This is a genomic window from Clostridiaceae bacterium HFYG-1003, from assembly GCA_024579835.1.
Lineage (GTDB): Bacteria > Bacillota > Clostridia > Clostridiales > Clostridiaceae > JG1575.
Genome location: CP102060.1, coordinates 1004795 through 1029035 on the forward strand (window position 1 = coordinate 1004795; position 24241 = coordinate 1029035).

The window sequence follows — 24241 nt, forward strand, 5'->3', positions numbered from 1 at the left end:
AAAAGGTAAATGTATTATAGGAAATAACGTCATAATGGGACCGGAGTGTCAAATTTGGACTGTTAATCATAAAACTGACAGAGTGGATATCCCAATCAAGTATCAAGGAAATTCCAAAGAACAACCAGTAATCATAGAGGATGGTGTTTGGATTGGGAGTCGTGTGACAATTTTACCAGGTGTTAGGGTTGGTAAGCATTCAGTTGTTGGAGCTGGTGCAGTAGTTACAAAAGATATTTCTCCTTACTCTGTTGCAGTCGGAAATCCCGCGAAAGTAGTAAAAAATAGACTTGAGAATTTTTGTGAATAAGAGGTAATAACATGAAAAAAGTTATGCTGGTTTTTGGAACAAGACCCGAAGCAATTAAAATGTGCCCGATCGTAAAAGAGTTAAAGAAAAGATCTTCAATAGAAACTATCGTATGTGTTACTGGCCAACATCGTCAAATGCTTGATCAAGTTCTTGATACATTCCATGTTATTCCTGATTATGATCTTTCTATTATGAAAGACAAACAGACTTTATTTGATGTTACAGTTAATATATTAGAGAGAATCAAGGAAGTACTTGAAGATGTAAGACCGGATGTTTGTCTTGTTCATGGTGATACATCCTCAGCTTTTGCTACTGCACTTGCGTGTTTTTACTTAAAGATACCTGTGGGACATGTAGAAGCAGGGCTTCGGACATATAATATTTATTCCCCATATCCGGAAGAGTTTAACCGTCAGGCTGTTGGAATTATAAGTAAGTACAACTTCGCCCCAACGGAGCTTGGAAGGAAGAATCTTTTAGAAGAAGGAAAAAATCCGAATTCCATCTATGTAACGGGTAACACGGTAATTGATGCAATGCAACATACTGTTGTTGAGAATTATCAACATCCAGAATTGGATTGGGTAGGCGACAATAGAATGATTTTTATTACTGCTCATAGACGGGAAAACCTTGGTCAGCCGATGCATAATATGTTCCGTGCTATCAGACGAGTTCTAGATGAACACCCTGATGTTAAGGCGATTTATCCCATTCATATGAACCCGGTGGTAAGAAAAGCTGCAGAGGAAGAACTTGGTGATTGCCAACAGATTCATATTATTGAACCAATTGAAGTGGTTGATTGTCATAACTTTGAAGCGAGATGCTATCTGTGCCTTACGGACTCTGGTGGAATTCAGGAAGAATGTCCTTCTTTTGGAAAACCGGTTTTGGTTATGAGAGATACTACAGAAAGACCGGAAGGAATAGATGCTGGAACATTAAAACTTGTAGGAACCAGTGAAGAAATGATCTATGAATGGTTTACAAAGCTATTGGATAATGAAGAGGAATATGCAAAAATGGCCCATGGGGATAATCCTTATGGGGATGGTCATGCATGTAAGAGAATAGCAGATATTCTTTGTATAGACTCATAACAGGATAATATATGAAAACAAAAAAATTCGCATGGAACACAATTTCATCACTTGTATTTCAAGTATGCGCGATTATTTGCGGTTTTGTTTTACCACGACTAATATTACAGCAATATGGATCTGAGCTTAACGGATTAATAAACTCTATAACAGAGTTTTTAGCGTTTATTTCTGTACTTGAGTTGGGCGTTGGAGCGGTGGTAATGTCAGCACTTTACAAACCACTCGCTGAACAAGATAATGATACAATTAGCAAAATAATAACTTCCGCGGGAAAATTTTTTAAAAGAATTGGCCTAATGTTATTTGTATATGTTATTGTATTGATTTTAGTATATCCATTAATTGCAAAACAAAATTATTCTTATTTTTATAATGGTTTATTAATTTTATCTATAAGCATAAGCTCATTTGCTCAGTATTATTTTGGGGTTGTTGATCGTCTGTTATTGCTTGCTGATCAACGGGGCTATGTTCAGAATAATGCGCTGATAATTACATTAATAATCAATACTTTGGCCAGTATAATTCTTATTAAGTACGAAATACCCATACATATAGTAAAACTTTCAACATCACTTATTTATCTTGCACGACCGCTTGCACTAAGGTGGTATGTAAATAAGCATTATAAAATTAATCGAAAAGCAGTTTATAATGAGGAGCCAATTGAGCAAAAGTGGAACGGAATTGCGCAGCATATATGTTCGGTAGTTCTCGATCAAACTGACATAATAGTATTGACGGTAATGACAACATTATCCCAAGTGTCTATATATTCCATTTATTTTCTTGTCTTGAGTGGAGTTAAAAAAATATTCCTTTCTATGACGTTTGGTATTGAGTCCTTATTAGGTGAATTGTGGGCAAAAAGAGAGTTGAGTGAGCTGATGGAAACATTTAAATGGATAGAATGGATGCTACATACAATTGTTACATTTGGATTTGGTTGCACGGCATCACTTATAGTGCCATTTGTTCAAGTATTCACATTACATATTTCAGATGTAAATTATGTTCAACCCTTGTTTGGTGGGTTGCTTGTACTCGCACATGCTTTCCATTGTTATCGTTTACCGTATAATATTATGATAAAGGCAACAGGCATGTATAAAGAAACACAAGTTTGCTTTATTGTTGCGACAATATTAAATGTTGGGATATCTATCATTATGGTAGAAAATTACGGCTTGATAGGTGTAACTATTGGCACATTGGTTGCGATGATATACCAAACGATTTGGATGGCTGTATTCAATAGTAAAAATATGATTAAATGGCCATTTAAGAATTTTGCCATCCAAATATGTTTGGATGGACTGATTATAATACCCTGCTTTTACTTTTCATCTCGATTCGAAATGCCTATAATTAATGCGCTCAATTGGACAGTACTTGCATTGAAAGTGATTAGTGTTTGGTTTATTGGGTCACTTATTATCAATATTATTTTCAAAAAGGAAATGATGTTTAAACTAATAAAAACTTGTTTAAAACGACTAAAGAGTAGTAATCTAAGGTGTACATATGATTAAGACAAAATCAGATTTATTAGAGTATATGGCTGCAGATAAAATTGCGTTAGGCAGGAAATCTAACTTCCCTTCAATTAATGATTACATTTGGAGATATGAGATACTTTTGCGAAAATGCGAGTATTATTCTAATTGCCAGTATGGGTTGATCAGAAAATTGGTTGGAGGCTGGTATCGATGGCGTAGATCTAAACTTGGCGCAGTTTGCGGATTCTCTATCCCTATCAATACGGTGGATAAAGGTTTGTGTATTGCCCATATAGGACCAATTATAATTAGTCCACACGCCCATTTGGGTGAAAATTGCAGAATTCATGTGGGTGTTAATATAGGTGCAGATGCAAGAGCATTTAATGCTGCTCCACAAATAGGTAACAATGTTTACTTTGCCCCAGGAGCTAAATTGTTTGGTGCAATAAAAATTTCGGATAACATTGCTATTGGAGCTAACGCAGTCGTAAACCGTAGTTTTGAACAAGTAGGAATCTCAATTGGTGGAATTCCAGCAAAGAAAATTAGTGAACAAGGTACAGAAGGTATATTGTCTTGACGAAAAATTTATCAACCTTGAATAGAGAACTTGATCAAATTTGCATGACAAAACAATAATGATGATGGCTGTTGTTTTATATCATTCATGTCTAACCGTTTCCGGAAATTTCTGGGGCGGGTATGAAGGTACTAGAACTAATACAATGTATTTCTTAATAGCTTTTTTTCTCAACACATTACATATACAGGTATTTATGTTCGCAAGTGGGTATCTTTTGTATATTATTCGATATGTGAAGGGAGATTATCGTACGTTAAAGAAGATATTAAAAAGAGAATATTTAGACTCTTAGTCCATTATGTATTAGTATCTGTTTTGTGGGTAATACCCGCCAAGTGTTTCGTATATGATCTCTCTACAATCATGGTTCTGAGAGATTTTGGACTCGCAATTCAGCCTGGACAATTGTGGTACTTACCTTTGTTGTTCATCGTATTTTGCTTCTTCTTTTGGGGAAGTGACTTCTTGTTGAAATTTTCCGGAAATTGTTAGATGGATTTAATTATTACTATTTTATTGGAGTTCAGTTGTCATTAAATAAAGGATTCCGCTTGGAGTTTTTAAGCTTGAAGCAGCTCTGCAGTTTATTATTTACTTTTTCTTTGGGTTTGAATATAGAAGAAAAGTCGAGTGGTTCATAAAACATATAAATCCAATTGTTTTTTGATCAGATATATGGGCGCAGCAAACGGATATATTTATTGAGGATTAAATATAAAAAACGGTTTTTATTTTACCATTTATTAGTCTTTTGGGCATATTGGCATTATTGGATTATTACGAATGTTTAATATGGAGAAAAATGAAAAATATAGATTGATAAAGGTTTTATCAATTAATAGCATGGGTGTATTTCTGTTTCACCAGCAGATTATCTACTTGACTATGCAAATTTTCGATCTGGAATTTTTGCCTGACTTTGTATATGTATCAATTAGTTTCTTTATATCACTACTTTTGAGCCTAAGAATATCGTTGTTACTAAAAAGATTACAAGTGGGTAAAATGATAATGGGAGAATATTAATTTGAGTGATTGCATAGTTAGTATTACAACGAAACGTTAAATAATGGAGAAAAGCCTAATGAAAAAAATATCTTTAAACAAATTGAATAACATCGTGAAAAACAGAAGGGAAGAAAAAAAAATAACACAGGAGGAACTTGCTGAAAAGACGGGTATTAGTCGTTCATTAATCGGTCGAATTGAAAACGGGGAGTACGTCCCATCCATCGATCAGATCGAAGTTATTGGAGAAGTACTTGAGTTTGAATACATTGATCTGATTGAAGAGGTAGTAGGAGAAAAAGTAAGGACTACGCCTGAGAGAAGATATAATATAGCTGTAGCGGGTACTGGTTACGTTGGTCTTTCGATAGCGATTCTATTAGCTCAACACAACAATGTAACAGCTGTGGACATCATTCCTGAGAGAGTCGAGATGATAAACAAAAGAAAGAGCCCTATACAGGACGAGTATATTGAGAATTATCTGGCAGAAAAAAAACTTGATTTGACCGCTACTTTAGATGCCGCAACTGCTTATAGAAATGCAGACTATGTGGTTATTGCAACACCTACTAACTATGACAGCAAAAATAACTTCTTTGATTGCTCCGCTGTTGAAAATGTAATAGAGATGGTTTTAAAGAACAATCAGAAAGCAATCATGGTGATCAAATCTACTATCCCTGTTGGATATACTGCACATGTACGCGAGAAGTACAATACATGCAACATTATTTTCAGTCCAGAGTTTCTACGAGAATCTAAAGCTCTTTACGACAATCTCTATCCGAGCCGTATCATCGTGGCTTGTGATAAGTCAAATGAAACCAGTGCACACACCTTTGCAACTCTCCTTCAACAAGGAGCGATTAAAGAAGACATTGATACCTTATATATGGGTTTTACTGAGGCTGAGGCTGTCAAGCTATTTGCAAATACATATCTTGCTCTCCGTGTATCTTACTTCAATGAATTGGATACCTACGCAGAAAGTAAAGGACTAAACACAAGTCAGATTATTAATGGCGTGTGTTTGGATCCTCGCATCGGTACTCATTACAACAATCCATCTTTCGGTTATGGTGGATATTGTCTTCCGAAAGATACCAAACAATTATTGGCGAACTTCGGTAACGTTCCTCAGAATATGATGACTGCGATTGTCGATAGTAATAGAACAAGAAAGGATTTCATAGCCGATCGTGTGCTTGAAATTGCCGGTGCTTATGAGGCAAATAGTCGTTGGGAAATGAGTAGAGAGAGGGAGGTAGTCATTGGCGTATATCGCTTAACTATGAAGAGTAACAGTGATAACTTTCGTCAGAGTTCCATACAGGGTGTCATGAAGCGCATTAAGGCAAAAGGTGCAACGGTAGTTATTTATGAACCGACTTTACCTGCAGGATCAACATTCTTCGGTAGCCGCGTTATCGGTGATCTAAAGGATTTCAAAACTATTTCTCAGGCTATCATTGCAAATAGATATGATAGTTGCTTGAATGACGTAAGTAATAAGGTTTATACAAGAGACATTTTTAGAAGAGATTAATAGAAGGAGCACACTATGCAGAAAATCGATTTAGCAAATAAAACAGTGCTAGTCACTGGTGCTGCGGGATTTATCGGAGCATATCTGTCAAGGGAGCTACTGACCCGATTTCCTTCTGTCAGGATTATCGGATTGGATAGTTTAAATGACTATTATGCGGTAGCCTTGAAAGTTCATAGACTTAGAGATATCTCTTTATCGGCAGCAGGAGAAAGGATAGACGATGTGGAAAATGGTTTCACGGCCGGAAATTTTACCTTTGTTAGAGGAAATCTTTCTAATAAAGCTCTAATTAATAATTTGTTTTCAAAATTTAATATTGATGTGGTAGTTAATCTTGCTGCTCAGGCAGGAGTTCGTTATTCTATCGAACATCCGGATGTTTACATTGAGAGCAACTTAATCGGTTTCTATAATATCTTGGAAGCTTGCCGTCATTATCCGATTGAACATCTTGTGTATGCATCAAGCTCCAGTGTTTATGGTCATAACAAGAAGGTTCCATTCAGCACAGATGATAAAGTAGATACTCCTGTATCCCTTTATGCTGCGACAAAGAAAAGCAATGAACTGTTAGCTCATGCATACTCAACTCTCTTCAATATTCCTTCCACAGGACTCCGTTTTTTTACCGTATATGGCCCTGCAGGAAGACCAGATATGTTCTATTTTGAAACTACACAAAAACTACTGAAAGGTGAAACTATTCAGATTTTTAATTACGGTAATTGTAAACGTGATTTTACGTATATCGATGATATTGTTGAAGGTGTAATTCGAGTTATGCAAGGAGCACCGGAGAGTAAGATGGGAGAAGATGGACTTCAAATACCTCCATATGCTGTATACAATATTGGCGGAGGAACTCCAGAGAACCTACTGAATTATATAACTATACTAAAGGAAGAATTGATCCGAGCAGAAGTGTTGCCTAATGGCTTCGACTTCGAATCACTAAAAAAACTTGTGGGAATGCAAGCAGGTGACGTATCTGTGACTTATGCGGATAGTGAACCATTGGAACGTGACTTTGGATTTAAACCCAGTATCGGTATTCGTGAAGGGCTTAGAAGGTTTGCAGAATGGTACAAGGATTACTACGAGATACGATGAGACACTTTTTTCTAGGGAAACACTGATTATTTGAGGTTAACGTTTCCCAGTTCGGTCATTATGTTGTTTTTTTGCTCATGGGTGCAAAAAAATGCTGGATTTTAGTGCGATTTCTGCCCGTTTTGTGGGCTAACCCCCAATTTTGGGCGCACTTATCCCATGCAGAATTCTTTCGTTCGTTTTGCACGAATACAATTCAACAAATTGGCGCTGGCAACCTTAACTTCCTGAATTAATACCACTAAAAAGATTTCATCGTCAATAAAATGCGCTCAAAGCCCATGAATACAGTCTTTAAGGGTTGCATTCATGGGACTTTTGTTATACAATATTTAGTATTAAATAGCACTAAAGGAAGTACCCGAAATGTATCTTGATTGTGTCGTTGATGTACCTGATATTCCAGGGAAAATAACTCATCAGAAAAAGAAAAATGCGGTCTATATCGACTTCGAATACGAGCGGATCTATTATCCGGAGCGCAAGTATACCATTCCCAAACGAGTCACCATCGGCAAACAGGATCCGGTCAATCCAGAGCGAATGGTGCCCAACGAGAATTTTTTGAAGTATTTTCCCGAAGTTGAACTTCCGGTCGAAAAGGGTACAGTTCGTCGAAGCTATACCCTTAAAGTTGGGGCTTTCATTGTCCTGCAGCAGATTGTTGAAGCCTACAAACTGCCTGAGCTGCTGGCCCGGTACTTTAACTCTCCTGATCTGGGCTTGTTTTTGGACCTGGCGATCTACTCGATCATCTGTGAAAACAACGCCTCGCAATATTATCCTGACTATGCCTATAACCATCCCCTGTTCTCAGAAAAAATGCATATGTACAGTGATTCCAAAATCTCCGACTTCCTAAGCCAGATGACTGATGAGCAAAGTATGGGGTTCTTGAACGACTGGAATGCAGCCAGAGACCATCGAGAGAAAATCTATATTTCGTATGACTCCACAAATAAGAATTGCCAGGCCGGAGATCTTGAGCTAGTGGAGTTCGGACACCCGAAAGTGGATCTGGGCTGTCCCATCTTCAATTATGCGATTGCCTATGACACCAGCAACCTGGTGCCGCTATTTTATGAGGAATATCCCGGCAGCATTGTAGATGTCTCCCAACTGCAGTATATGCTTGATCGAGCCTATGCCTATGGTTATCGCAAAATCGGATTTATTCTTGACCGGGGTTACTTCAGTCGCCAGAATATTGAGTACATGGATCAATATGGCTATGACTTTGTCATGATGCTCAAGGGGAGAGCCAAGCTGGTCAATGAACTGATTATGACCCACCGGGGGAGCTTCGAAGAGAGCTGGAATCGTCGGGTAAAAGCCTATGATGTATCAGGCATTACCGTTCGGCATAAGCTCTATGAGTCGGATCAAAACGACCGCTATTTCCATCTCTTTCACAGTGATGAAAAGCAAACCTGGGAACGATCTGCGTTGAAGATGAAGGTGGAGCGAATGGCTGCCCTCATGGCTCCGTATCAGGGGAAAGTGATGAATGTGCCGGATAGCTACAACCAATATTTTGAGGTCTTCTATGACAAGGATGGGACCTTTCTTGCCCTGAAGGAGAAGGAAGACGTCATTGAGCGCGAATTGAAACTATGCGGATATTTCGTCATTGTGACCTCAAAAAAGATGACCGCCGAAGAAGCGATCACCTTGTATAAGGGGCGTGATGTATCGGAAAAGTTGTTCCGTGGAAGCAAGTCCTATCTGGGCAACAAGAGTCTTCGAGTGCACTCCAACGAATCCGCAACGGCTAAAATCTTCATTGAGTTTGTTGCCACGATCATTCGAAGCCGCATGTACACCCTGCTGAAAGCGGAGATGGTAAACAACGACCGGAAAGCCAATTACATGACTGTTCCAGCCGCACTACGGGAACTGGAAAAGATCGAGATGACGAGGATGGGAGATGGCAACTATCGCTTAAGTCACGCGGTGACAGCCACGCAGAAAGCAATCCTGAAAGCCTTCAGACTGGATGCGGTAAACATAAAGAACAAGGCAAACCAAATCAATGAACGATTAAAAGGAGAGCTCTAATGGCAAGAGGACCCAAGATCCTGATCGATGAGAAAATAAAGCAATCCGAAGCCGCCCTGGCCAAGGCCAAGGCTAGATACGACGCGGAAGCCGCTGTTCTGAAGGAACTTCTCCAGAAGAGACAGGCAATGAGAGACCGGGAATTAATGGAGGCGATCGCAAAGAGCAAGCGCTCCTTTGAAGAGATTCTGGACTACATCAATCGGGATCCGGATGCAGATTAATTCGGTCAATTCGATCTTTAGTGGGAAAATTTCAGGAAGTTAAGGTTATGTTCTGTAACAAGCAGCATAATAAAATCAAAATCATTGAGTGGGATTTTAACGGATTTTGGTTAGCGTATAAGCGTTTGGAATCGGGCAAGTTCAAATGGCCACAGTCCACCCTGCCGGTTATGAGCATCTCAAGAGAGCAATACGATTGGTTAATGAATGGCCTGAATATCAATCAAAGAGATGGATTTTCCGAGGTTTTAGCACGAAAAGTCATATAGAATCGACCCTAGAAATGCTGTTTTTCAGCGTTCTCAGGGCTTTTTTTGTTGGCTCGATTCAAGTATAATATACTTATGGAAAAGCGCATGAACACTCAAAAAAACCAACTTAATAAGGCTAAACTTGAAGGGTTCAGCAAGGCAGAAATCATCAATCAGTGGGAAATCCTGCAACTGGAGAATGAAGAGCTCAAAGAGACCATCGAACAGATGCGAGCACTCCTTCGCTTGGGATCCAGTCAGAAGTTTGGCGCTTCCAGCGAACGGCTCAAGCAAGAACAAGCAGGCCAGATGAGCTTACTTAATGATGAACCATTTGGTATCTTCAACGAAGCCGAAGCAATCATCGAGGAAGAAGCTCAGGAGCTTGAGGAACCCAAGAAGGGCCATGCCCGTCGGATCAAGGGAGAAGTTGGTGGATCCAAGCGCTGTTTCGACCACCTGCCCGTAGTGGAAGTCATCGAAGAGCTGCCAGAAAAAGACAAGTTCTGCCCCTCCTGCCATGGTCAGCTGAAGCAGATGACCAGCTCTGAGCGAACAGAAATCGAAGTTATTCCGGCCCAGATCATCAAAAAGAAATATATCACCTATTCCTATGTCTGTCCCCCGTGCAGTCAGGAGGGAGTTCTCAATCCCATCGTTCAAGCGCCCAAGCGGCTGCCGGTCATTCCCGGGAGCTATGTTTCAGCATCCCTTATGGCCTATGTCATGGCCAAGAAATACTGGGAGCGAACAACGATCTATCAGCTGGAGACCATGCTGCTCAACACGGGGATCCAAATTTCCAGAGCGAACTTGTCTCGATGGATCATAACCGGAGCAGAACTCTACCTGCGGGGCGTCTATGATCTGCTGCACCAGGAGTTGGTCCAAAGCGACATACTTCACGCGGACGAGTTATGCGAAGCTTCGCATAATTCGTCTTATGTAGAGTCTTATGTTATGTAGAGTTGAGCTTATTATGACTGGTAAGTATCAGTTTAATTGAGTTTGACTCTACATAATTTTTATTGCATTCTCTTGTACAAAGGAGGTGCATCATGCCCAAAACAGTACTTCAGTACCAATGCTATGCAACTATCTTAAACGAATACTTACATTTAGAGGAATTCTCAAACCTTTCCGAACTAACAGTCAATGGGAAACGATTAGCCTTAACTCAGCTCATTAACTATCTGGGTGACAATAGGGTATACAGGTTTTCCGATTGTCTTCAAAAGCACGTCTCAAACCACATCGACCAGATTAGCTATCTGTCCAATCTCACCATCAGCGGCCGTCTTTTCATATTTAGACATTTCTTCAACTACCTTTATCAAAAAGGTATCACCTTATATTCTGGAAATGAGCTATTTCCTGTTATCTTTTCGAATAAACGCGAAAGGATACTGTCTTTCTATTCAGTAGAAGAAGTCAAACAAGTTATCTCGGCAGTCAACCGGAAAACGAAGTCGGGCAAGAGGGATTTGGCAATAATCCTCCTCGCCTCGGAATTGGGATTGCGATCTAGCGATATCTGTCACCTGAAACTGACAGATTTGTATTGGGAACGTGGCACTATCGAATTTATACAATATAAAACAAAAGCCTTCCTGCAGCTTCCCTTGCCTGAAAGTGTGCGCTTTGCACTTATAGATTACCTCAAGAATGCGCGCCCCTCATGCACTTGCACAAATGTCTTCGTCGGAACCAAGAATGGATTTGCACCATTTAGCAATACTTGCATCCATATTTTCGTATCCAAATATTTTAAAAAAGGAAATATTGATTTATCGGAACGGAAACATGGTCCCCACGCCCTTCGTCATTCCCTAGCAAGCAATCTGATGAATAATAACACACCAATGTATGTTATTAGGGATGTTCTAGGCCACTCCAACCTCAACACGACCCGGATTTATCTGAATATCGACTTGGATACGTTGAAACAGATTGCTTTGGAGGTGCCTTATGAAACAATATGGTGACTTTCTCTTCTCGGAACGTGTACGAGACATTGCTGTGGCGTATGTCACATATAAGCGTTCCTTGGGATTCAAGTGTTCTTATAATTACCAGGCTTTTTTAAATTCAATGCTTGAATATATTCATACTAATTCAACAGTTACTCCGAATTTTGTGCTGACACCAGAAGTTGTCCATTCTTACGTGTTAGGATCTGGCATGGAGCGCCCAAGAACTATCCATTCTAAGCAGTCATTGATAAGGCAGTTCGGGCTCTACATGAAACTCCAAGGCTCGGATGCCTATGTTTTACCCAGAGAATTGGTAAAAACTCCGAAAGATTTCACCCCATATATATTCACCAAGGACGAGATTGAATCAATCCTTTATTTTGCTGACAGAATCGGTCCCAATAGAAACAAGTTTATAAACACACCTTTTATCTATCCTGCTGTAATCCGCTTGTTGTACGGCTGTGGGTTGCGCGTTGGGGAAGCCTTAACCCTGTTATGCAATGACGTGGATCTACACAATGGTGTGATTACCATCCGTAATGGAAAGAATAACGTTTCTCGCTTGGTTCCCATGTCTGATTCTCTAAATAAATACCTTTTTTACTATGATAGTAGAGTTCAACGCGAGACCAACCCTTATTTTTTTCCTGCTCTTCGTGGCGAGCGTTATTCTGACGTTACTATACGGAAGACCTTTAGAAAGCTACTGAATAAGGCTGGGATTGGGCCGCTCATGAGTGGCTCGGCCCCTAGAATCCATGACCTTCGCCACACATTTTGTGTCCATGCATTGGAGCAGATGGTGACGAAGGGGATGGATCCCTATTGCTCTCTGCCGGCACTAAGTACTTATGTCGGACACAAGGGCATCGAATCGACAGAAATCTACTTACGACTGACAAAGCAGTACTTTCTTGATGTCCTGCAATACGGGGAGGAAGATGCCGATCTCATTTTCCCGAAGGTCGGCAAGCTATGAAAAAACTAATGGGAGGTATAATAACGGATTTTTTCTGCCAATACTTAGTGAGTGAGGCTGGGCTCTCTGAAAACACGTTAAAGTCATATCGAGATACATTGGTCCTTTATATTAAGTATCTTGAAGACTGCCGAGAATGCAAGCCCAGGAACTTGGACATAGTTGCCTTCAACGCTGAGAATGTCAGCAAATTCCTCGACTGGTTGGAAAGCGAGAGACACTGTAGCGTTAGCACCCGCAACCAGCGTCTTGCTGCCTTAAAAGCCTTCTGCAACTATGTAATCCGAAGAGCACCGGAAAACAGCAAAGGTTGTCAATCTATCTTGCAGTTACGTATCAAACGCGCACCGTCTGCTATAGTTGATTATCTGCCAACAGATACCATCGCGTCTATCTTGAAGCAGCCGAATTTTGGTACGTCTGAAGGGATCAGGGACTTGGCTATCCTATCTTTCCTGTATGAGACGGGATGCCGTGTGCAGGAACTGATTGACGTGTGTCTTGGAGACATCTCTTTCAGGAAGCCTAACACTGTAACACTTACAGGGAAAGGGAGGAAGACCAGGGTAATCCCAATAAGCTCTAACGCCACCGATATCATACTGCAGTATGTAGAACGTCACAAAATCACCAAGCCAGACCAAACGCTCTTTAGAAACCGTTCCAACAAGCCTCTTTCTCGCTCTGGAGTAGCATATATACTTAAGAAGCATCTAACATCAGCTAGACAGGTTGATCCGACTATATTAATTAAGTCGATACATCCGCATGTTATTCGACATTCGAAAGCTATGCACTTGTTGGAAAGCGGAGTGAATCTAATTTATATAAGAGATTTTCTTGGCCACTCATCAGTTACAACTACTGAAATATATGCTAAATGCAACCCAGAACTAAAGCGGAAGTACATTATTGAAGCGGCGTCTCAGTTGGATGATTCCATTCAGCCCTATTCTGACAATGAAAAGGATGAGCTGCTCGATTGGCTCAAAAATAATATCTAAATATTATGTAGAGCCAGAGTATAACAAACAACTGAAATTACTAGATTTGAATGCACGGCTCTACATAACATAAGACTCTACATAAGACGAAACCAAAGTCCAGGTGTTGAAGGAGAAAGGCCGCCGCCCTCAGCAGACGTCCTATATGTGGCATTATCCCAGTGGACATCTGGAATCCAAACAGATTCGGCTCTATGAATATCAGTCGGGCCGAGCAGCGGAATATCCCCTGACCTTCCTTGAAGGGTTCAGTGGTTATCTCCACAGTGATGGATACCAGGCATACCACCGGATCCCTGGGGTGACCAATGTCGGCTGTCATGCCCACGCACGACGGATGTTTGTGGATACCATAAAAAGCCTGGGGCCTTCCGCGAAGAACCTGCATAGCAAGACCTTGGAAGGATTCATGTTCTTTGAGGAGCTTTCCGAACTGGAGCGAAAGTTCAAGAATATGACCCCTGAAGAACGATATGAAGCACGCCTGAAGCAGAGTAAACCGAAGCTTGAGGCGCTGAAGGCATGGCTTGTTAAGACTCAGGGTGAAGTAACGCCTAGGTCTGCCCTTGGCAGGGCAATCGCCTATAGCCTTAATCAGTGGAAGTACCTGATGGCCTACCTGGAAGACGGCAGACTGGAAATGACGAACAATCGAGCCGAACGCGGGATCAAGAAGTTTGTGATGGGGCGTAAAGTCTGGCTGTTCAGTGACAGCGTGGCTGGCGCTGAAGCCAGTGAAGTCATCTACAGCATTGTCGAAACTGCACTGGCCAATGACTTGCATCCCTATGAGTATCTGAAATACCTGATCGATGAACTGAGTCAGAACAAACAGACCCCCGAAAAGCTGGCTGAAGTCCTCCCTTGGTCTGATAAGATCCCGGATCATGTCAAAGTAGTATATCGTCAAGAGAATTCAAAGCACCTGAACAATTAAAAGTTCAGGTGCTTTGTGCTGTATACTCACACTTATGGTAATCATCTTCTCGCGCGTGGGTGGAAGTTAAAAGATGTCTTCTACAATGCGCTTACGATACTTTTCATTGAAATGAGAGTGCTGATAAGGGATCGCCTTTTCTGCATTGCAATGGGCACAGTACTCAGCCCAGAGCAGGGACAGGGTCACGCCCGGCTTAGCCAGCTCCTTGTAGATGTATTCATAATCGGGCAACCTCCGACTTTCAATTGCCCTTCGATCTGGGTAGAGGATCTGCTGTAGATCTTTGTTTGTCAGAGCATCAGGGATCGGCCAACTAAGATCCTTCTCCTGGGCTAGCATCCATACCTCTGCCACCGTGTTTCGGGAGCTTCCGCAGCTGCTGGCAACACTCATGTTGCTGTACTCTAGACATTTCAGTCGGATGATTTCTCGATAATTCACCATAATTATCGACCTCCTAATTGATAGTTGCACGATAGGTGCACGAATCAATTATAGAGCGAGTGCTCTGACGTCGGAAACACTGCACTGCTTGACCGGAAGCCTTGCACTAATTCATCGGAAAGGGTGCACTACTTGATTGGAATACTCACCTATGCCTACGGTTATCGCAAAATCGGATTTATTCTTGACCGTGGCTACTTCAGTCGCCAGAATATTGAGTACATGGATCAATATGGCTATGACTTCGTCACGATGCTCAAGGGGAGAGCCAAGCTGGTTAATGAACTGATCATGACTCATCGGGGGAGCTTCGAAGAGAGTTGGAATCGTAGGGTGAAAGCCTATGATGTATCGGGCATTACCGTCCGGCATAAGCTCTATGAGTCCGATCGAAACGACCGCTATTTCCATCTGTTTCACAGCGATGAAAAGCAAACCTGGGAACGCTCTGCATTGAAAGCAAAGGTCGAGCGCATGGCTGCTCTCATGGCTCCTTATCAGGGGAAAGTGATGAGTGTGCCGGAGAGCTACAATCAATATTTTGAGGTCTTCTATGATCAGGATGGGACCTTCCTCGCCCATAAAGAGAAGGAAGCCGTGATTGAACGCGAGCTGAAGCTTTGCGGATATTTCGTCATTGTGACCTCAAAAAAGATGACCGCCGAGGAAGCGATCACCTTGTATAAGGTGCGTGATGTATCGGAAAAGTTATTCCGTGGAAGCAAGTCCTATCTGGGCAACAAGAGTCTTCGGGTCCACTCCAACGAATCAGTATCGGCTAAAATCTTTATTGAGTTCGTTGCCACAATCATTCGAAGCCGTCTGTACACTCTACTGAAAGCGGAGATGGTAAACAACGACCGTAAAGCCAATTACATGACGGTTCCAGCCGCGCTGCGGGAACTGGAAAAGATTGAGATGACGAGGATGGGAGATGGCAACTATCGCCTAAGCCACGCGGTGACAGCCACGCAGAAAGCAATCCTGAAGGCCGTCAGACTGGATGTGGCAAACATAAAGACCAAGGCAAATCAAATCAATGAACGGTTGAGAGGAGAACTATAATGCCAAGAGGACCCAAGATCCTGATTGATGAGAAAATAAGGCAATCCGAGGCTGCCCTGGCCAAAGCCAAGGCCAAATATGACGCGGAAGCGGCTCTACTGAAGGAACTGCTCCAAAAGAGACAGGCAATGAGAGACCGGGAATTAATGGAGGCGATCGCAAAGAGCAAGCGCTCCTTTGAAGAGATTCTGGACTACATCAATCGGGATCCGGATGCAGAATAAATCGATCAATTCGATCTTTAGTGGGAAAATATCAGGAAGTTAAGGATATAATTTTAAATGACTAGCACTACCAAATCTTACGAAAATCCCCAGGGGAAAGTCCTTCAATCTTTTTGAATATCCTGGAGAAATAATTCGCATCAGACATTCCACAGTCATGTGCGATTGCTTCGATGGGCAGGTCTGTGAATCGGAGCAATTGCTTCGCATGGGTGATCCGTACCTGGAGAAGGTAATTGTTGATGGAGATTCCGAACTGATTCTTAAATATTCGGGTGAGGTAAAATTTGTTGATATAGAATTCTTCGGCGAGGGTATCCAGGGTGATGCGTTCGGGATAGTGCTGATCCAGATATTCTTTAATTTTCTGCAGGTTCAGCTTTTTGGAATCCTTATGGATTGCTATCTCTGGATTCCAGCTTTGCTCCATGAGCAGCGTCAGAAGTGCTGTGAGCTTTTCGAAGATTCGCATGTCTTTGATATAGTCGGAGGAAGCTGCCAGCTCGTGCAGCTGCTGCAGGATGTGTGTGTAGGGTTCGATACTGCTGGGGTGAAAGCAGGGGCGACCGCCCCGTACGGCATACTTTTCATAAATACCGTTCATGTTGGGCCCATAGAAATGGGCCCATTTTAACGTCCAAAGATTTTCGGAAGAACGGTGGGAATAGGGCTTTTGACAATCGATAAATACGCAGTCGCCGTTAGATAATGGATAAGCTTCGTTATTATACTCCAGAATTCCTGAGCCATTCATGACGATGAAAAACAGGTAGGAGGAGAGGTTTTCTCTTTTGCTGGTATGAGGCATTTGTGCCTGTAATTCGCCAATTTCCTGAAGATGGATCAGGTTCGCCTTGGCAAAGACGGAAGGGGTATAGAGGATTCGGTTTGTTGTGATCAGGTTGCCGTGAAAGGTGGAAGTATCCATAGGATTTTTATCTCCGATTATTTTTACGCTTTTTATAATTATACTGAAAAAGTCAATATAATGCTAATCCGAGGCAAGATAAACCCTTTGATAAAAAACTGGATCAGGTAGAATAATAACTATGGGATTAATTTTAAAAAAACGATAATACAAGAGAAAGTTGAGGAAGATCATGAAGAAAGCACTAATTACAGGTATTACAGGCCAGGACGGCTCCTATCTTGCAGAGTTCCTGCTGGAAAAAGGATATGAGGTTCATGGGATTATTCGAAGAGCGTCCATCTCCAACACAGCCCGAATTGATCATTTAATGGGCAGGATCAAACTGCATGACGGGGATCTGTGCGACAGCAGTTCCCTGATCCGGATCATCAGCGTGGTACAGCCGGATGAGATTTACAATCTGGCGGCTCAGTCTCATGTACAGGTTTCCTTTGACGCTCCGGAATACTCCGGTGATGTCGACGCCCTGGGCGTTCTCCGGATTCTCGAAGCCTGCCGGATCCTGGATCTGACGAAGAAGACCAAAGTGTACCAGGCCTCCACCTCAGAGCTGTATGGCAAGGTAGAAGAAATCCCGCAGAGAGAAACCACACCGTTCCATCCCTACAGTCCGTATGCCGTAGCCAAGCAGTATGGCTTCTGGATTGTGAAAGAGTACCGGGAAGCCTATGGCATGTTCGCGGTAAATGGGATCCTCTTTAATCATGAATCAGAGCGTCGCGGAGAGAACTTCGTGACCCGGAAAATTACACTGGCGGCTGGGCGCATCGCCGAGGGCCTGCAGGAGCATCTGGAACTGGGCAACATGGATTCCCTGCGCGACTGGGGATATGCCAAAGACTATGTCGAGTGCATGTGGCTCATGCTCCAGCACGACACACCGGAAGACTTCGTTGTGGCTACCGGTGAGCAGCATACCGTTCGGGACTTTACCGAGAAGGCATTTGCCGCCAACGGCATCACCGTTCGCTGGGAAGGGGCCGGACTGGAAGAGAAGGGGTATGATGCCGAAACCGGCAAGATGCTGGTATGCGTAAACCCGCAGTGGTTCCGACCCACCGATGTCGACAATCTCTGGGGCGATCCCACCAAGGCGAAGACCGTTCTTGGCTGGAATCCACAGAAGACCTCCTATGCGGAACTCGTAGAGATTATGGCCAAGCACGATCGTGAGCTGGCAAAGCAGGAAAAAGCAATGAAGAGGGCACAGTAACTGCCCGTGTAATATGCACGGAGTAATTTGAGATTGAAGGTAATACATCATGATGGATAAAGACGCAAAGATCTATGTAGCCGGACATCGCGGAATGGTAGGTTCCGCGATCGTTCGCGAACTGAACCGGCAAGGCTACCACAATATAATTACCCGGACCCACCAGGAACTGGATCTGACCAGACAGGCAGATGTGGAACAGTTCTTTGAAGAAGAAAAGCCGGAGTACGTTTTCTTGGCAGCCGCCAAAGTCGGCGGCATCATGGCAAACCAGAATGCCCTGGCCGATTTCATGTGGGTCAATATGATGATGGAAATGAACGTCATCCATGCAGCCTGGAAGAACGGCTGCAAGAAACTGGAATTCCTCGGTTCTTCCTGTATCTATCCGCGGCTGGCTCCCCAGCCGATGAAGGAAGACTGTCTGCTGACCAGTGAGCTGGAGAAGAGCAATGAGGCGTATGCCCTGGCCAAAATCTCCGGACTGAAATACTGCGAGTTCCTGAACCGGCAGTACGGCACAGACTTCATTTCGCTCATGCCCACCAATCTGTATGGACCCAATGACAATTATCACCCCACCCATTCCCACGTGCTGCCGGCTCTGATTCGCCGGTTCCATGAGGCGAAAGAAGAAGGCAGGGCAGAAGTAACCTGCTGGGGCGATGGCTCGCCCCTGCGCGAGTTCCTGTACGTGGATGACCTGGCGAATCTCTGTGTGTTCCTCATGAACAACTACAGCGGGGATGAGACGGTGAATGCCGGCACCGGCAAGGAACTGAGCATACGGGACCTGACTGAACTGGTTGCCAAAGTTGTCGGCTATACCGGTGAGATTAAATGGGACACTACTAAACCCAACGGGACACCCCGGAAACTCCTGGATGTCACCAAAGCCACCAATCTTGGCTGGACCTATCGGACGGAACTGGAAGAAGGAATCCGACACAGCTATGCGGATTTCCTCAATAACCCCATGCGCGCGGAGAGGTAGAACACAACATGAATATCGTATTGTTATCCGGCGGCTCCGGCAAACGCCTGTGGCCGCTGTCCAATGACATCAGAAGCAAGCAGTTCATCAAAATTTTCAAGCGGGAAGACGGCACCTATGAGTCCATGGTCCAGCGGGTCTACCGCCAGATTAAACAGGTAGATCCCACGGCAACCGTGACCATTGCCACTTCCAAAACCCAGGTGTCCTCCATTGCCAATCAGCTCAGCGATGAAGTTGGCATATCAGTGGAACCCTGCCGACGGGATACCTTCCCGGCCATCGCCCTGGCAACGGCTTATCTGGTCGATGTCTTACAAGTGGATCCGGAAGAATCCGTGGTAGTCTGCCCGGTGGATCCCTATGTTGAGGATGATTATTTTGAAGCCCTCAGAGGCCTGGCCGATCAGGCCGATAAAGGTGAGGCCAATCTCGTATTAATGGGCATTGAGCCGACCTATCCCTCCGAAAAGTACGGTTACATCATCCCCGAAAGCGGAGATCATACTGCCACCGTCAGAACCTTTAAAGAAAAACCGACGGCTGATGTCGCAGAAGAGTACATTGCCCAGGGAGCACTGTGGAACGGCGGCGTCTTTGCCTATAAGCTGAAATATGTCCTGAACAAGGCGCATGAACTCATCGATTTTACCGACTACCATGATCTGTATGGTCACTATGATACCCTGAACAAAATCTCCTTCGATTATGCCGTCGTGGAAAAAGAAGACAAAATCCAGGTGCAGCGGTTTGCGGGACAGTGGAAAGACCTGGGAACCTGGAATACCCTGACCGAAGCCATGGAGGAATCCGTGATCGGCCATGGAGTCATCAATGAGACCTGCTCAGGTGTACATATCGTCAATGAGATGGATGTACCGGTTCTGGCCATGGGCCTTCAGAATGTGGTGATTTCAGTCTCTCCGGAAGGCATCTTGGTATCGGACAAAGAACAGAGCTCCTATATCAAACCCTTTGTGGACAAATTCGAGCAGCAGCTGATGTTTGCCGAAAAGTCCTGGGGAAGCTTCCGGGTCATGGATGTCGAGGACAATGCGTTAACGATCAAAGTCACACTGAACGCCGGAAACTCCATGAACTACCACAGCCACAAGAACCGTGACGAAGTCTGGGTCGTCAGTGCCGGAACCGGTAGAACCATAGTTGATGGATTTGAGCAGACCGTCAGTGCCGGCGATGTGGTCACCATGGCCGCCGGCTGCCGTCATACCATTTTTGCCGACACCGAGCTGAAGCTCATCGAAGTGCAGTTAGGGGAAGGCATCTCCGTACAGGATAAGCAGAAGTTTGAACTGGAGTGCTAAGTAAGACAAACCAGTGCAGAAAGTGAGGGGAATTTGAAGAAACCTTTGTTATTGAGACCCTCGGGGCGAGAAACCCTCTGGGGCGGTCAGCGACTGAATACAGAGTTTGAAAAGAATATCGACATGAACCCTCTGGCCGAAACCTGGGAATGCTCCACCCATCCTGACGGCCCCAGCTATGTAGTGGGCGGCCAGCACGATGGCAGAGAACTGAAAGACGTGATCCGTGAGAATCCGGAATACCTCGGGACCCGCAATGCCGGGAAGACCGAGCTGCCCATTCTCATCAAATTCATAGATGCAAAGAAAGACCTCTCGATTCAGGTTCATCCAACCGATGAGTATGCCAGAGAGCACGAGAATGGTCAGCTCGGTAAAACCGAAATGTGGTACGTATTAGATGCCACCCGCGATGCCAGGCTGACCTACGGCCTCTCCAGAGACTGCTCCGAACAAATGGTGCGGACCGCAATCACCGAGGGGACCCTGACCCGGTATCTGCAGCAGGTCCCCATAAAGAAACATGATGTTTTCTTTGTGGAGTCCGGCACGATCCATGGGATCGGTGCCGGAGCCCTGGTGGCAGAAATTCAGGAAAACTCCAATCTGACCTATCGACTGTATGATTACAACCGGGAAGACCGACATGGCAACCTGCGCGAGCTGCACATCGACAAAGCCATGCAGGTTGCCAACCTGAAAAGCAGTGCCGAACCGAAGCAGCCGCTGCGAGTCTTAAAATACAAGCAGGGCAGCGCATCAGAACTCCTCTGTCGCTGCAAGTATTTTGAAGTACACCGCATGATCGTCAATACGGAACGACGCCAGGTCGTCCATTACAGCGCCGATGAAGTATCCTACCGGGTGCTCCTCTGCGTGAACGGCTGCGGCACGATCCACTATGACGGCCAGTCCATCCCGTTCTACAAAGGAGATTGCATCTTTGTACCCGCGGATTCCGTTGTCTTACACATACATGGACAGGCTCAGTTCCTGGATGTCAGAGGATAATGCCTTGAAAGCCTGGAAAACAGAAAAATCAGAACTGCTGATCAACACCCCATGGGTCAAAGTCCAAAAAGACTCTGTTCGCCTGGCAAACGGGTCAGCCATAGACGACTTCTATGCCATCACCATTCATGATGCCGCGGCTGTCGTTGCCATCGACCCTGAAGGCAACCTCATCCTGAAGACAGAGTATCGGTATTGCTCCGACCGGGATCTGATCGAAATTCCGGCCGGCATTGTGGAAGAAAATGAAACGGATGGACTCTCCGCAGCCAGGCGAGAATTACTGGAAGAAACCGGCTACGCTTCCGATGAGTGGCAGTACCTTGGAGCCACCATCGAAAGCTCAGCGAAGCTTACCAATTACCTGCACCTCTATCTTGCAACGAATTGCCGGAAAGTCAGTGAACAGACCCTGGATGCCACGGAAGAAATGGATGTACTGCTGGTTCCGCTGGAACAGGCAGTTGACATGGTCATGAAGAATGAAATCTGGTGCAACAGTTCTGCTCACGGCATTTTGAGAGCAGCTCGAATGCTGGGCGTATAGCTTGAACGAGGGGCCAAAGGTACAGCAAAGAGAACAGTAAAGGGAGCAGAACAGGGAACCGTATAGACATCACTATTGCGATTAATTCGTACAAGGTAAATGCAGAACCATTAGACTCTAGAATATTTGAGGAAATTAGCATGCCATACATGGAAGAATATAAGCGATGGGTTCAGACCATTCAGGAACCGGACCTGCTCAATGAACTAAAGAAAATGAACGAGGCACAAATTGAGGATGCGTTCTATCGCAATCTGGCTTTTGGAACCGGAGGACTGCGCGGCAAGATTGGCGCGGGAATCAACCGCATGAATGTGTACACCGTGGCCAAAGCGACGCAAGGGTTAGCGAACTATCTGGTTCGCAGTTACGGTGAATCCGCGTCCGTTGCCATTGGTTTTGATTCCCGGATAAAATCCGATGAATTTGCCCAGACTGCTGCAGCGGTGTTGGCAGCCAACGGAGTCCAGGTTCATCTTTGGCCACGCCTGAGTCCAGTACCCACCATTTCCTTTGCAACCCGGTATCTGAAGACATCTGCGGGAGTCATGATTACGGCCTCTCATAATCCATCCATCTATAATGGATACAAGGTCTACGGAGCGGATGGCTGTCAGATCACCACAGAAGCAGCCGCTGAGATCCTGGCGGAAATTGAAGGAGTGGATCTCTTCCAAGACGTCCAGAAAGTAGATTTTGATGAAGCTGTGGCTTCAGGCAGGATCACGTATATCTCGGATGAGGTACTGACGGCATATATCCAAGAAGTCAAGAATCAGTCCGTGCTCTTTGGCGAGAAGGTCAATAAGAATGTCGCCATCGTCTATTCACCACTGAATGGCACTGGCTATCTTCCCGTAACCAGAACCCTGAAAGAAATGGGGTATGACAATATTACTCTGGTAGAAGAACAGCGCCTGCCGGATGGAACATTCCCGACCTGTCCATTTCCGAATCCGGAAATCAAGGAAGCCATGGCGCTGGGCATGGAGTATGCCAAACAGTACAATGCAGATCTGCTCCTGGCCACGGATCCGGACTGCGATCGGGTCGGAATTGCTGTCAAGAATCCATCCGGTGAGTATGAGCTCATTTCCGGGAATGAGGTCGGCATCCTGCTGCTGGACTATATTTGCGCCCAGCGCTCCAAGCACGGCAAAATGCCGGTGGATCCGGTCATGGTTAAAACCATCGTTACCATGGATCTGGCAGATCGCATCGCCGAGTCCTATGGTGTCCGCATCATCAATGTGCTCACGGGCTTTAAGTTTATTGGCGAGCAGATTGGCTATCTGGAACGGGATGGCAAAGAAGACAGCTATATCTTCGGCTTTGAAGAAAGCTACGGCTACCTTTCCGGAAGCTATGTCCGCGACAAGGATGCAGTAAACGGTGCGTATATGATCTGTGAAATGTTCAGCTATTATGCTACCCAGGGAATTTCCCTGCTGGATAAACTGAACGAGCTGTTTGACCAGTATGGCTATTGCCTGAATACACTCCATTCCTACGATTTTGAGGGTTCTGCCGGTTTTGCCAGAATGCAGGACATTATGAGGACGTTCCACAATGAAGTAGGAGCAGTTCAACAGATCTCTGGATTCGGCGGGAAGAAAATCCACACCGTTCTGGATTACAGCAAAGGCCTGGATGGCTTACCCAAGTCCGATGTCCTGAAATATCTCATGGAGGGCAACTGTTCGGTGGTAGTCCGTCCTTCCGGTACTGAGCCAAAGCTGAAGACCTACATCAGTGTATCGGCAAAGACCAGTGATGAGGCGGTAGAGATTGAACGAAGAATCACCGAAGAGCTGAACCGGTTCTTCCTCAGCCCGCAATAGGCAATATCAAACTCCTTCAATAAAATAAATGATAGCG

General features: G+C 44.3%; 23 protein-coding genes and 1 pseudogene. 22 read left to right on the forward strand and 2 right to left on the reverse strand.

Going from position 1 to position 24241, the window contains the following annotated elements:
* Nucleotides 1-34 precede the first annotated feature (34 nt).
* From NQU17_04620 to NQU17_04685, 14 genes and pseudogenes are all read left to right on the forward strand, one after another.
* Nucleotides 35-310 carry an acyltransferase gene (locus NQU17_04620; protein UUM13458.1) on the forward strand — a complete coding sequence of 92 codons (276 nt, stop codon included), beginning with the start codon at nt 35-37 and terminating at the stop codon, nt 308-310.
* Nucleotides 311-321: 11 nt separating this feature from the next.
* On the forward strand, nt 322-1419 hold the full coding sequence (gene wecB, locus NQU17_04625) for a UDP-N-acetylglucosamine 2-epimerase (non-hydrolyzing) (protein ID UUM12849.1): 1098 nt from the start codon (nt 322-324) through the stop codon (nt 1417-1419).
* Nucleotides 1420-1430: 11 nt separating this feature from the next.
* On the forward strand, nt 1431-2954 hold the full coding sequence (locus tag NQU17_04630) for a sugar isomerase (GenBank protein UUM12850.1): 1524 nt from the start codon (nt 1431-1433) through the stop codon (nt 2952-2954).
* The gene (locus NQU17_04635; GenBank protein ID UUM12851.1) at nt 2947-3504 is read left to right on the forward strand and encodes a serine acetyltransferase; all 558 of its coding nucleotides are present in this window, start codon (nt 2947-2949) and stop codon (nt 3502-3504) included. Before NQU17_04630 ends, NQU17_04635 begins: the two co-directional genes overlap by 8 nt.
* Nucleotides 3505-4591: 1087 nt before the next feature.
* A complete protein-coding gene (locus NQU17_04640; GenBank protein UUM12852.1) occupies nt 4592-6064 on the forward strand; it encodes a nucleotide sugar dehydrogenase in 1473 nt (490 codons plus the stop codon).
* 15 nt (nt 6065-6079) lie between these two features.
* Nucleotides 6080-7177, forward strand: a complete 1098-nt coding sequence (locus NQU17_04645; GenBank protein ID UUM12853.1) for an NAD-dependent epimerase/dehydratase family protein — start codon at nt 6080-6082, stop codon at nt 7175-7177.
* A gap of 366 nt (nt 7178-7543) precedes the next feature.
* Nucleotides 7544-9235 (forward strand): transposase, encoded by a 1692-nt coding sequence (locus NQU17_04650; GenBank protein ID UUM12854.1) that lies wholly within the window; start codon nt 7544-7546, stop codon nt 9233-9235.
* A complete protein-coding gene (locus tag NQU17_04655) occupies nt 9235-9459 on the forward strand; it encodes a hypothetical protein (protein ID UUM12855.1) in 225 nt (74 codons plus the stop codon). The genes NQU17_04650 and NQU17_04655 overlap by 1 nt, the downstream gene beginning before the upstream one ends.
* A 20-nt stretch (nt 9460-9479) precedes the next feature.
* Entirely contained in the window at nt 9480-9728 is a 249-nt protein-coding gene (gene tnpB / locus NQU17_04660; GenBank protein ID UUM12856.1) for an IS66 family insertion sequence element accessory protein TnpB, read from the forward strand.
* A gap of 87 nt (nt 9729-9815) precedes the next feature.
* Nucleotides 9816-10676 carry a transposase gene (locus NQU17_04665; protein UUM12857.1) on the forward strand — a complete coding sequence of 287 codons (861 nt, stop codon included), beginning with the start codon at nt 9816-9818 and terminating at the stop codon, nt 10674-10676.
* Between the two features lie 92 nt (nt 10677-10768).
* Nucleotides 10769-11695 carry a tyrosine-type recombinase/integrase gene (locus NQU17_04670; protein UUM12858.1) on the forward strand — a complete coding sequence of 309 codons (927 nt, stop codon included), beginning with the start codon at nt 10769-10771 and terminating at the stop codon, nt 11693-11695.
* Complete coding sequence (locus NQU17_04675; protein ID UUM12859.1) at nt 11679-12665, forward strand: tyrosine-type recombinase/integrase; 987 nt, start codon at nt 11679-11681, stop codon at nt 12663-12665. The genes NQU17_04670 and NQU17_04675 overlap by 17 nt, the downstream gene beginning before the upstream one ends.
* Nucleotides 12662-13669: a site-specific integrase gene (locus NQU17_04680; GenBank protein ID UUM12860.1), complete on the forward strand. Its 1008-nt coding sequence runs from the start codon at nt 12662-12664 to the stop codon at nt 13667-13669. The genes NQU17_04675 and NQU17_04680 overlap by 4 nt, the downstream gene beginning before the upstream one ends.
* 100 nt (nt 13670-13769) lie before the next feature.
* A pseudogene (locus NQU17_04685) lies at nt 13770-14606 on the forward strand (IS66 family transposase).
* Between the two features lie 66 nt (nt 14607-14672).
* Here the strand turns inward: NQU17_04685 and NQU17_04690 are convergent.
* Nucleotides 14673-15053 carry a hypothetical protein gene (locus NQU17_04690; GenBank protein UUM12861.1) on the reverse strand — a complete coding sequence of 127 codons (381 nt, stop codon included), beginning with the start codon at nt 15051-15053 and terminating at the stop codon, nt 14673-14675.
* 132 nt (nt 15054-15185) lie between these two features.
* On the opposite strand from NQU17_04690, the gene NQU17_04695 reads away from it, so the two are divergent.
* Nucleotides 15186-16118, forward strand: a complete 933-nt coding sequence (locus NQU17_04695) for a transposase (protein UUM12862.1) — start codon at nt 15186-15188, stop codon at nt 16116-16118.
* A complete protein-coding gene (locus NQU17_04700) occupies nt 16118-16342 on the forward strand; it encodes a hypothetical protein (protein UUM12863.1) in 225 nt (74 codons plus the stop codon). Before NQU17_04695 ends, NQU17_04700 begins: the two co-directional genes overlap by 1 nt.
* A gap of 67 nt (nt 16343-16409) precedes the next feature.
* On the opposite strand, the gene NQU17_04705 is transcribed toward NQU17_04700, so the two are convergent.
* Complete coding sequence (locus tag NQU17_04705) at nt 16410-17270, reverse strand: AraC family transcriptional regulator (protein ID UUM12864.1); 861 nt, start codon at nt 17268-17270, stop codon at nt 16410-16412.
* Between the two features lie 172 nt (nt 17271-17442).
* On the opposite strand from NQU17_04705, the gene gmd reads away from it, so the two are divergent.
* The 6 genes from gmd to NQU17_04735 all read left to right on the forward strand — a co-directional run bounded on the left by gmd (nt 17443) and on the right by NQU17_04735 (nt 24204).
* Complete coding sequence (gene gmd / locus NQU17_04710; protein UUM12865.1) at nt 17443-18486, forward strand: GDP-mannose 4,6-dehydratase; 1044 nt, start codon at nt 17443-17445, stop codon at nt 18484-18486.
* Between the two features lie 49 nt (nt 18487-18535).
* Entirely contained in the window at nt 18536-19480 is a 945-nt protein-coding gene (locus NQU17_04715) for a GDP-L-fucose synthase (GenBank protein ID UUM12866.1), read from the forward strand.
* 8 nt (nt 19481-19488) lie between these two features.
* Nucleotides 19489-20805: a sugar phosphate nucleotidyltransferase gene (locus NQU17_04720; protein UUM12867.1), complete on the forward strand. Its 1317-nt coding sequence runs from the start codon at nt 19489-19491 to the stop codon at nt 20803-20805.
* A gap of 45 nt (nt 20806-20850) precedes the next feature.
* Nucleotides 20851-21816, forward strand: a complete 966-nt coding sequence (locus NQU17_04725; protein UUM12868.1) for a class I mannose-6-phosphate isomerase — start codon at nt 20851-20853, stop codon at nt 21814-21816.
* Entirely contained in the window at nt 21782-22363 is a 582-nt protein-coding gene (locus NQU17_04730) for an NUDIX hydrolase (protein ID UUM12869.1), read from the forward strand. Before NQU17_04725 ends, NQU17_04730 begins: the two co-directional genes overlap by 35 nt.
* A gap of 140 nt (nt 22364-22503) precedes the next feature.
* Nucleotides 22504-24204, forward strand: a complete 1701-nt coding sequence (locus tag NQU17_04735; GenBank protein UUM12870.1) for a phospho-sugar mutase — start codon at nt 22504-22506, stop codon at nt 24202-24204.
* Nucleotides 24205-24241: the final 37 nt, after the last annotated feature.